Origin of the sequence: Fodinibius salsisoli, from assembly GCF_026229185.1 — a bacterium.
Classification (GTDB): Bacteria; Bacteroidota; Rhodothermia; order Balneolales; family Balneolaceae; genus Fodinibius; species Fodinibius salsisoli.
The window spans coordinates 46897-55585 of the sequence record NZ_JAGGJA010000020.1 but is presented as its reverse complement, the minus strand read 5'-3'; the positions used below and the strand labels follow the sequence as shown (position 1 = coordinate 55585).

Here is an 8689-nt window from a genome sequence, read left to right as displayed (position 1 = left end):
TCCCTGTCATAACATTGTGTAATCTTATTCATGGGCATCCTCATAGGGTTCGTTCGTGGTGGAACAACCAAGGTGACCTCTTCTGTGAAGAACGTCAACCTTGAGGGTGCCCTAATAGTATGATTAAGTGGGACGCACCTCGCCCCCGATGCGTCGGGGCCGCTCTTGGTTTTAAGACTCTTCTTTCGTTAGTTGCTAATTCAACATCAATCCGTGCGCAGGTTATGTACAGCCTACGTAGCCGTGCTACTTCGGCGTAGTAGTCCGCAATGTCGTTAGGTACATTTCCGAAAATTGCTTCCTTTTGAAAAAAGTACTACTTTAGTATCACTATGAAAACAGAACTTGTTACCACATTAAAACGACAGGCTACTAAACTCCTTGCCGAACTTCGGGAAGAGAAAGAACCTGTGCTTATCACAGAACACGGAAAACCTTCCGCTTATCTCGTTGATGTTGAGCAATTTGAACAAATCCAGAAGAAACTTGAGTTGCTCGAAGGTTTAGCACGAGGAGAAAAAGCGATTTTAGAAGATCGGGTTGTACCACATGAGGAGGCTAAAAACCGAATGCAACGATGGCTCAAATAATTTGGACTGAGCCTGCCCTCCAAGATTTAGATCAAATTGCCGATTACATTTCTCTCGATAATCCAGCTGCGGCCAAGAAATTGGTTCGTCGTTGTTTTAAACAAATCGAGAATTTAAATCAACATCCTAAGCTGGGTAAAACCGTTCCTGAATTAGGAGAATCAGTTTATCGGCAGTTGGTTCTTTCTCCTTGTCGCATTTTCTACCGTATGGACAATGATACCATTTACATTATTCATGTCATGCGAGCCGAACAGTTGCTTCATCTCGACATCCTCAAATCGCGGTAAAATGTACCTTAAATTTGGAAACTTGCTAAACGCTTACAGGATTGTATTTTATAAATTCTAATGGCCAAAAAAGCTACATACCGTAAAGCCCTATCTTTAAGAGGGTTGTTCGCCTTGTCATTGGTGTTCAGCTTATTTGCTTTTCCGGGACTTATAAGTACGGCTGAAGCCTGCCGTCCACAACCACAGCGTATTGAAGTTGTTGCCGACGGACAAGATATTGCGGAACCTACGGTTTTTCCTTACCAGATAGCTGATTCGGAATTTTCTTCGAATTCGTTACAAACAACAAAGGAACATGAATATAACGTACAAATCGTGTATCAACGGAAAGTCAAAGAAACGTTGGACACAATTTTAAAACAATCCTACGCCTACTGCCCACCTAACTCATTCTGGATTGCAAAGGTGATCTCCTCACTTCGTGATGACAACCCGCCCTTCACTTTAGGATAGTATCACATCTCCACCGGTCCATCCGGATCTCATTACTCAATCCAATTTTGTGCTCTTACCAACAGGTAATAGCATGCAATCCATTTATATACTATGAAGACATTCAAAAAAGTCATTCGAATACTCTATCTGGTTTTATTGATAACTTTAGCAGCTACAGGTATAGGGCTTGCCGGAGCGGTTCCTTTGCAAATTACTCATAAAAGGGAGACCCAAGAACATCCCATTGAACTGGTTAGGTCTGAGGACGAATCTGAACCAGAATCGGATCAAATCAAAATTATACAGTAAACCATGTTTCATAGGCATTCCGGTATATAGCCGGCGCTTCAACGGGACGCGCCTCGCCGGGGCCGGCTGGTTTTGATTTCCCGGTACCAAATAGTAAAATGGAAATTGTATTAATATCGACCTGCGCGCCGGTTAAGCGCAATGTCGTTAGCCATATTGAATCCTCCCTTCTCATATACTTTTTTGCTTTTTATTTCGTATTCTTATGTTAATAACTTCGTAAGAACACAAGGCAACATAATTATGATTAAGAAACTTCAAAAAATTGGTAACAGTCGTGGTGTTTTGCTCGAAAAAGCTTTGCTTAAGCTTTTAAAAGTAGAAGATGACGATCAAGTTGAAATCATCCCACAAGATGAAGGCCTTTTGATTAAAAAAGTGGATGCAAAGTCTGCTTATCAAGAAGTCAGCAAAAAGCATCGAAAATCGTTAGACAAATTGGGTGAATAATGAAAGCGCCTTCCCTTTTAACAACGGAAGACATTTTATTCATCCATGAGCAAGAGATTCAAAAAGCAGGTGGTGATCCAGGTATTCGAGAAGAACAAGACGTCCAAGCTTGCGCGGATGCTCCGAAGGTTAGTTTCGATGGTGAATATTTAAACGATCTATTTGAAATGGCAGCCAGTTATATCATTTGTTTAACAATTAGGCATCCTTTTGTCGATGGAAATAAACGAACAGCCTTGGCTTCTGCCCTGACCTTTTTGTATCTCAATGGATATGAAGTTAAGGAATCCTATGATCTGGAACTTGCCAACTTGGTCTTAGACTTTTTATCAAAAGATATTTCTAAAGATGGAGTAGCCGAACATCTAAAACAGAATTCGAAAGAAAGATAGAAAATACGGCTATCCCGCGCATTTATTAGATTTCAAGCGGACACGCCTCGCCTACTGTTTGCCGTTCTTGGTTTTAAGGTTCATCTTTCGTTAGTTGGCAATTCAACACTAAATCGTGCGCCGGTTAAGCGCAATGTCGTTATACCGCTCATTAAATACCCATTCATCTATGGAACTTTATGCAGAAGCTTTTCAACAACTTGCATTTATTAGTGCGGTCGTCGGCGGCCTCGCCTTTACTGCAGCTGCATCATTATTAAATGCCGGAACTGCTACCAATGATCCTACTGCACTGAGCCGATCTGCTAAAATAACAATTGGTACTGCTATAATGAGTGCTCTGTTTATGATAATTTCTACCTTTATCTGGTCATTTCAATCTGCAGATTTATTTCGTGCAGCAGTAAACAATCAATCTTTTCCAAAATCTGTTGGTTGGGTTAATTTTGCAGCTTCAATTTCAATGATTACCGGTGGTATGCTTTTATTTGTTAGCATAGGAACAAGCGGTTGGATAGGGTCCAGAAATCTTGGAATCGTTACAAGTATCGCAGCAGTAGTTGGAATAGTTGCTTTAATACTCATGGTTTTGTGGTTTGGGGATATATAGATTAGACTTCACTATAACTTTTTAAACTAAGCTTAAAACTTTTGAAAAAAATCATTTTTTCTGCAATCGCAGTCGTTATCAGTTTATCGTCTGCTACACCCGTTCAAGCACAGAATGCTGGCACAGAGTCAGAGATTATTTTTGTGCAAGAGAAAGAAGATGAAGCACGCCAACAATTAAGGCGCATTCTGTCATCTTATGATCTTGATAATTGGATCTTTACCGAAGAGGTAAGAATTAAAATGGGAGCTCAACCGTACAGTCACCCGATCCTGACGCTCAACACCGATTTTCTCGATAGTGATGAACAGCAAATGTCCATCTTCGTCCATGAACAAGCCCACTGGTTTGTTAGTGATACTGTCCCTTATAGAGCACCCAAAAATGGAGAAGAAGTCGAAATTATCAACGAACTCCGACAACTTTTTCCGAATGCACCTGTCTCTGGTTATAGTACATTTTTGCACCTTATTGTTGGCTGGGTAGAGCTTGATGCCATGGTCGAGTTAGTCGGCGAAGAAAAAGCGCGTCAATTGCTAAGAAAAAAAATTCAGCGGCTCACAGGTGAGCCCCTATCGCAAGTGGATCAGCGCTACAAATGGTACAATATGCGAGTCCTCGAAAACACGCAAGAAATTGGGATGATACTGGCTGAGCATGATTTAATCATAACTCCGGGCAAAGGTTTAATTGTCAAATGAGACACCTAATTTTAGTATTAATATTATTCGGCTTCACATTTAACTCTTATTCGCAAGAAACTGATAATAAACAAATGAGAGATAATGAATTTTTAGGTCTTAGAACGGTGATTTATAAAGTGGATGACCTGCAAAAAGCCAAAAAATGGTACTCAAAAATACTTGATCAATCACCCTATTTTGATGAGCCTTTTTATGTAGGTTTTGATGTGTCAGGATATGAACTCGGCTTACAGCCAACTGAAAATCAAAATTCAACGGGCAATAATGAAGTGGTCTATTGGGGAGTTCAAAATATCCAAAAAACGTATGACCGATTGTTAGAATTAGGAGCTAAATCATATGAAGAACCAGAAAATGTCGGTAGAAAAATAATAACTGCAACAGTCAAAGATCCTTGGGGTAATGCATTTGGTATTATTTATAATCCAAATTTCAAAGCAGAAGATTAGTTTTTGAGATGAATAAAGAGCAATCCATCAAAGAGCTTTCAACAATTCCAGGTGTAGGAAAATCAATTGCCAATGATTTATGGAAGATAAATATAAAGTCAATTTCAGATTTAAAAGACAGATCACCTGGAAATCTCTATGATCTAAGTAACCAGAAAGCGGGGGTTGTACAGGACAGATGTCTTCTTTACGTATTTAGATGTGCAGTCTATTTTGCAAATACTCCAAAATGGCAACGAGAAAAGGAAAAGTTAAAGTGGTGGAATTGGAAAGATGAAAAAATAGACCTGAAATGATTTAACTTATCCAAAAACCTCAAGCGGCATGACCCGCGCATTTATTAGACTACCCTTACCTATTGAGATAGATAAAAACGTCTCTCATATTTAAAAATACCAGCACGGCGGGAGACAGGCTAGCCCCCGCGCACAAAGCTTCGGAAAGCATACTTTTACGGGCTTATCTTCTGAGGGTGGACAGAAGCTGTGGCTCAAAGCGAACCACTATCCCAGATATCCAGCCGGTCGATGTCCCAATCTCTCGCATTTACAACTGTCGCCGCTTCGCTGGTACCCGTTGAAAACCACCTTACATAACCGCCACTTCTACCACAAAATACAGAATTCAAATAGGGCTTCCTGAATAATTATGCTCGTTCTTTGCTTTTTAGAACAGTATTTACTAAAACATACCATCTTGACACCCCTTCTATGCCCGGGAGCAAGTCCTTGCCAAGGCCTTACCTTCTCCGTACCAACTCCTACTGGCAGGGGAGATGGTACGGCGTTGCCAGGGGATTGGTCGGGAAGACAGTTCTCGCACAAAACTGACTCGAAAGATCAAAAAATATATAAAGTCGGAGAACCCCGCAGCCAAATAACGAATTAGCTATGTCTTCCTCATTTATTGGAACAATATTCGCATTTCACTGAAAGTTTTAAATGCGATATCACTCTTCTTTACGTTATTTGTTTGGTAATATGATTGCCTGTTGGTATAATTTGCAAATCGAAGTATCTTGCAAGAACAAATTAATGGTCTAAGTGGCCATTATGAGTTGTAAAAGATGGATTTAGACACATGAGTATACTCGAAAAACTGGGATTGGCTCCCAAAAAACGCCAGGGAGCACCCGTTATCGGTGAAAAGAAGAAGCAACAAGAAGAAACTTCTTCACTCCGAAATAATATCTATATCCGTATTCTCATCATCCTTGGCTTTTTGGCAATCCTGATTATTTCCATTCCACAAGGATCATTCAAGGAACCCATTAACTATAGTGTGGGTGAACCCTGGCGGGCTGATGACTTGACGGCTCCTTTTACCTTCCCCATCAAAAAGGAAATGGCAACCTTAGAGCAAGAGCGGCAGAATATTAGAGAGTCTACGTTGCCGATATACCATACCAACGGTAACATCAAGCAAAACGTACAGGCAGAGCTTGACTCCCTGTTTCAAAACCTGCAGCCGGTCTTGAACCACTATTCGCAGTGGCAGGAATCTAAACAAAATTCTACTCAAAATGCTCAACGCGATAGTCTTCAATTTGAGCAGTTTAAAAGTGGTGCCCCGCTGAATCTATCCGAGCGTGCCTGGACCGCCCTTATCTCTAATTATCACCGCACAGAAATACTTGGCCAGATGGTTAATACCAAGGCAGCTCCTTCTGGCCAATTTATTGGGGATTACCTAAAAAACCGCCTCCAGAACATTACTGAGCAGTTGTTAAATGACGGTATCATTGATGGCAGCAAAGAGGAGCTATCCAATGCACAGATCATAGTGCGTGACTTAAAACAACGGACAGAACGCACCCTGAATATTGCCAATGTCCGGGATGTTGAAGAAGCTCAGAGCTTTGCACGGGAACAGCTCTCAGCATACTTTTTTGAAGATATTACCAATGTGGGGGTCCAGATTTTTAACCAAATCATAAGGCCCAACATCACCTTCAACCAAGAAGATACTCAAATCCATACCCAAGAGGCTCTGGCCAGTATTTCAACAACTAAGGGAGCCGTTGCACAGGGCCAGGTGATCATCAGGCGCGGTGATATCATCTCACAAGAAAAACTTAATATGCTCCAGAGCCTGGCGGACGCACGAGCACAGAATGCAACGGACCTGGAGCTTTGGCTCCGATATGGCGGCGATGTATTGGCGGTCATTGCCATCGTAACCATCTTCTTCTTTTATCTGTACCTCTACCGGCGACCCATATTTAGTAATAATGCCATGTTACTGCTGGTCTTACTGGCGATGTCATTAATTTGCGTGGGCAGCTCCATTACTTATGAGCTTGAAACCATTTCTCCCTATATCGTTCCGGTAGCTATAGCACCCATCATTTTAACTATTATTTTTGATTCCCGTGTTGGTATATTGGCAGCTTTTACTTTGGCTCTGCTTACCGGGTTGATCAATGGGAATAATTTTGAATATGTAACCGCGACCACGGTGGCCTGTACGCTTGGATTATTTTCAGTGCGTGATATCAAAAAAAGATCTCAGTTCTTCTTTACCACGCCCGGCATTGTCTTTATCTGTTATACCGTTGTTATTATAGCTTTTAGCATGACGGGCTTTGAGGGATGGGGCCGGCTGGGCAACGAGCTCTTTTTTGTTTTCTTCAATGCTATCTTCATCCTGTTCACCTATCCCCTGATTCTCCTTTTTGAAAAGACATTTAAGGTTACCACCGACTTTACCCTCCTTGAACTGAGTGATACGAATCTGCCGTTGCTTAAGAAACTGATGACTGATGCCCCCGGCACCTTCCATCACAGTCTCCAGGTATCGAACCTTGCCGAAGCCGCTGCGGGCGCTATCGGGGCAAACAGCCTGCTCTGCCGTGTAGGCGGCCTCTATCACGATATCGGTAAAATGGAAAACCCGGGCTATTTCACAGAAAATCAGACTGAGGGCAATGAACATGACAAACTTAAACCGCGAATGAGCGCCCTGGTCATCAAAGCCCATGTTTCCAATGGCGTTAAAATGGCTGAAGAAGAAAAGTTGCCCGGAGTGGTTATTGATTTTATTAAAACCCATCATGGCACTTCGCTGATTAAGTTCTTCTGGGATAAAGCCAAAAAGCAGGCGGATGAAGATAAAAAAGAGATTCGGGAGGAAGATTTTCAGTACGACGGACCACGTCCACATACCAAGGAGACCGGGATTTTGCTGCTCGCCGATTGTGTAGAAGCCTCTTCACGTGCCATGAAAGATCCCAATTACCAGAAGATTGAGAACCTTATTGACAAAATGATTGATGATCGCGTCAATGAAGGGCAGCTCAGCAAGACGCCCCTTACCTTCCAGGACCTGACGACCATTAAGGAGACCTTTCTAAATATCCTGGTGGGTATTTATCACAGCCGCGTTGAATATCCGGAAGATGAAGAAAAAGAGTCCAAAGAGGCGGAAACCGAAAGCTCTAAAATCGATCATCCTGCGGAGGAAACTACCTCGGAAATGCCGGATCAGTTTCCTGAGAGTAGCTCCGATGCCCCCTCTGTGGATGAATACTACAACTCTTAACCTCCTATGCATTATCAGGAAGAGCTAAAACGATATCTCCAATTCATTAAACTGGAAAAAAATCTTTCTGAAAATTCTGTCTTTTCCTATAAGAACGACCTTCAACGATATTTAAAGTTTGTTGCGCGAGACCTTCGCATTCAAGACCTGCAAGGGGTGACTCTGCAACACATTGAACAGTATATCGAGGAGTTATCAGCTATGGACCTGTCGGTAAGCTCCATAGCCCGGAATATATCCAGTATTCGTGGATTCCATGAGTTTGCGGTTGTAGAAAATATAACGACAGCCAATCCGGCAGAACTCATAGAACTCCCAAAACAGGCCCAAAACCTACCGGAGGTACTGAGTCCTGATGAAATTTCAGCAATTATTGATATCCCCAACCGAGAAACGGATGCGGGTATCCGAAATGCAGCCATCATGGAAACGCTATATGCTACCGGGATGCGTGTTAGTGAACTAACCGGACTGGAACTCGACAACCTTTTTTTTGAAATTGGTTTTATCCGCGTAGTTGGTAAAGGGAATAAAGAACGACTGGTTCCAGTGGGCGAAATAGCGCAGTCAGCACTAGAACATTATATCGAAGTCGTCCGACCCAAGTTCAAGAGTGATAAAAATCCTCAGAAGTCTAAAAACAAAATTTTTCTCAATCAACGTGGTGGACCACTTTCCCGGATGAGCATCTGGAATATTGTTAATGATTCCGCCGAGCGAGCCGGGATTGAAAAAAATGTCTATCCCCATATTTTTCGCCACTCCTTTGCTACGCACCTTCTGGAAGGTGGAGCTGACCTGCGCGCCGTGCAGGAGATGCTGGGCCACTCTTCTATCCTGACGACCGAAATCTATACCCATGTAGACCGCTCCCTCCTGCACCAGGTGCATAAAGAATTTCACCCGCGGGCGTAAAA

Annotated in this window: 12 protein-coding genes; 11 read left to right on the top strand and 1 reads right to left on the bottom strand. The window is 42.3% G+C overall.

The window, feature by feature from the left end:
• The first annotated feature begins 332 nt into the window (after nucleotides 1-332).
• From J6I44_RS19250 to J6I44_RS19240, 3 genes are read left to right on the top strand one after another with little or no spacing between them, the layout of a single operon-like run.
• Nucleotides 333-590 (top strand): type II toxin-antitoxin system Phd/YefM family antitoxin, encoded by a 258-nt coding sequence (locus J6I44_RS19250; RefSeq protein ID WP_265767875.1) that lies wholly within the window; start codon nucleotides 333-335, stop codon nucleotides 588-590.
• On the top strand, nucleotides 578-880 hold the full coding sequence (locus J6I44_RS19245) for a type II toxin-antitoxin system RelE/ParE family toxin (protein ID WP_265767873.1): 303 nt from the start codon (nucleotides 578-580) through the stop codon (nucleotides 878-880). The genes J6I44_RS19250 and J6I44_RS19245 overlap by 13 nt, the downstream gene beginning before the upstream one ends.
• A gap of 60 nt (nucleotides 881-940) precedes the next feature.
• Entirely contained in the window at nucleotides 941-1336 is a 396-nt protein-coding gene (locus tag J6I44_RS19240) for a hypothetical protein (protein WP_265767871.1), read from the top strand.
• A 280-nt stretch (nucleotides 1337-1616) separates the two neighbouring features.
• On the opposite strand, the gene J6I44_RS19235 is transcribed toward J6I44_RS19240, so the two are convergent.
• Nucleotides 1617-1802 (bottom strand): hypothetical protein, encoded by a 186-nt coding sequence (locus tag J6I44_RS19235; RefSeq protein WP_265767869.1) that lies wholly within the window; start codon nucleotides 1800-1802, stop codon nucleotides 1617-1619.
• A gap of 68 nt (nucleotides 1803-1870) precedes the next feature.
• On the opposite strand from J6I44_RS19235, the gene J6I44_RS19230 reads away from it, so the two are divergent.
• The 8 genes from J6I44_RS19230 to xerD all read left to right on the top strand — a co-directional run bounded on the left by J6I44_RS19230 (nucleotide 1871) and on the right by xerD (nucleotide 8687).
• Nucleotides 1871-2077, top strand: a complete 207-nt coding sequence (locus J6I44_RS19230) for a MazE family transcriptional regulator (protein ID WP_095607765.1) — start codon at nucleotides 1871-1873, stop codon at nucleotides 2075-2077.
• Nucleotides 2077-2469, top strand: a complete 393-nt coding sequence (locus J6I44_RS19225) for a type II toxin-antitoxin system death-on-curing family toxin (RefSeq protein ID WP_265767864.1) — start codon at nucleotides 2077-2079, stop codon at nucleotides 2467-2469. Before J6I44_RS19230 ends, J6I44_RS19225 begins: the two co-directional genes overlap by 1 nt.
• 169 nt (nucleotides 2470-2638) lie before the next feature.
• On the top strand, nucleotides 2639-3079 hold the full coding sequence (locus J6I44_RS19220; RefSeq protein ID WP_265767862.1) for a hypothetical protein: 441 nt from the start codon (nucleotides 2639-2641) through the stop codon (nucleotides 3077-3079).
• A gap of 41 nt (nucleotides 3080-3120) precedes the next feature.
• Entirely contained in the window at nucleotides 3121-3780 is a 660-nt protein-coding gene (locus J6I44_RS19215) for a hypothetical protein (RefSeq protein WP_265767860.1), read from the top strand.
• A 74-nt stretch (nucleotides 3781-3854) separates the two neighbouring features.
• A complete protein-coding gene (locus J6I44_RS19210; RefSeq protein ID WP_265767858.1) occupies nucleotides 3855-4232 on the top strand; it encodes a VOC family protein in 378 nt (125 codons plus the stop codon).
• Nucleotides 4233-4240: 8 nt separating this feature from the next.
• Nucleotides 4241-4528, top strand: coding sequence for a helix-hairpin-helix domain-containing protein (locus tag J6I44_RS19205; RefSeq protein ID WP_265767856.1), 288 nt, complete (start codon nucleotides 4241-4243; stop codon nucleotides 4526-4528).
• A gap of 784 nt (nucleotides 4529-5312) precedes the next feature.
• The gene (locus J6I44_RS19200; protein WP_265767854.1) at nucleotides 5313-7772 is read left to right on the top strand and encodes an HD family phosphohydrolase; all 2460 of its coding nucleotides are present in this window, start codon (nucleotides 5313-5315) and stop codon (nucleotides 7770-7772) included.
• 6 nt (nucleotides 7773-7778) lie between these two features.
• Nucleotides 7779-8687, top strand: a complete 909-nt coding sequence (gene xerD, locus J6I44_RS19195) for a site-specific tyrosine recombinase XerD (protein WP_265767852.1) — start codon at nucleotides 7779-7781, stop codon at nucleotides 8685-8687.
• Nucleotides 8688-8689: the final 2 nt, after the last annotated feature.

Coding starts and splice junctions, on each gene's coding strand:
- J6I44_RS19235 (WP_265767869.1), bottom strand. CDS start 1,802: ATGAGAAGGGAGGATTCAATATGGCTAACGACATTGCGCTTAACCGGC.
- J6I44_RS19220 (WP_265767862.1), top strand. CDS start 2,639: ATGGAACTTTATGCAGAAGCTTTTCAACAACTTGCATTTATTAGTGCG.
- J6I44_RS19210 (WP_265767858.1), top strand. CDS start 3,855: ATGAGAGATAATGAATTTTTAGGTCTTAGAACGGTGATTTATAAAGTG.
- J6I44_RS19250 (WP_265767875.1), top strand. CDS start 333: ATGAAAACAGAACTTGTTACCACATTAAAACGACAGGCTACTAAACTC.
- J6I44_RS19240 (WP_265767871.1), top strand. CDS start 941: ATGGCCAAAAAAGCTACATACCGTAAAGCCCTATCTTTAAGAGGGTTG.
- J6I44_RS19230 (WP_095607765.1), top strand. CDS start 1,871: ATGATTAAGAAACTTCAAAAAATTGGTAACAGTCGTGGTGTTTTGCTC.
- J6I44_RS19205 (WP_265767856.1), top strand. CDS start 4,241: ATGAATAAAGAGCAATCCATCAAAGAGCTTTCAACAATTCCAGGTGTA.
- J6I44_RS19245 (WP_265767873.1), top strand. CDS start 578: ATGGCTCAAATAATTTGGACTGAGCCTGCCCTCCAAGATTTAGATCAA.
- xerD (WP_265767852.1), top strand. CDS start 7,779: ATGCATTATCAGGAAGAGCTAAAACGATATCTCCAATTCATTAAACTG.
- J6I44_RS19225 (WP_265767864.1), top strand. CDS start 2,077: ATGAAAGCGCCTTCCCTTTTAACAACGGAAGACATTTTATTCATCCAT.
- J6I44_RS19200 (WP_265767854.1), top strand. CDS start 5,313: ATGAGTATACTCGAAAAACTGGGATTGGCTCCCAAAAAACGCCAGGGA.